Here is a 634-nt window from a genome sequence, read left to right as displayed (position 1 = left end):
GTCAAGATTTAGATGGGGATGGGTGTGACGATTGTTCCGCTACTTCAAATACCGATTTTAGCGCTGGTAATAATTTTGATCCAGCCAATGACGGTTTGGATACCGATGGAGATGGTATTTGTGATGCCAGTGATACTGATGATGATAATGATGGGGTTTTAGATGGTGATGATACCGATCCATTAGATCCTTCTATTTGTCAAGATTTAGATGGGGATGGGTGTGACGATTGTTCCGTAACCTCAAGCACAGATTTTAGTGTAGGTAATAATTTTGATCCAGCCAATGACGGTTTAGACACCGATGGGGATGGCATTTGTGATGCCAGTGATACTGATGATGATAACGACGGGGTTTTAGATGGTGATGATACCGCTCCCCTTGACCCTTCTGTTTGTCAAGATTTAGATAGTGATGGCTGTGACGATTGTTCCGCTACTTCAAATACCGATTTTAGAGCTGGTAATAATTTTGATCCAGCCAATGACGGTACAGATACCGATGGAGATGGCATTTGTGATGCCAGTGACACTGATGATGATAACGATGGTGTAGCCGATGGTGACGACACGGATCCTCTAGACCCTTCTGTTTGTCAAGATTTAGACGGTGATGGGTGTGACGATTGTTCGGC

General features: G+C 43.8%; 1 pseudogene. It reads left to right on the top strand.

The features are described 5' to 3' along the window. Nucleotides 1-634: pseudogene (locus tag MWU65_RS17490) on the top strand (hypothetical protein); the annotation flags it as partial.

Origin of the sequence: Cellulophaga sp. F20128, from assembly GCF_023015805.1 — a bacterium.
Lineage (GTDB): Bacteria > Bacteroidota > Bacteroidia > Flavobacteriales > Flavobacteriaceae > Cellulophaga.
This window is presented reverse-complemented; position numbering and strand designations above follow the sequence as displayed.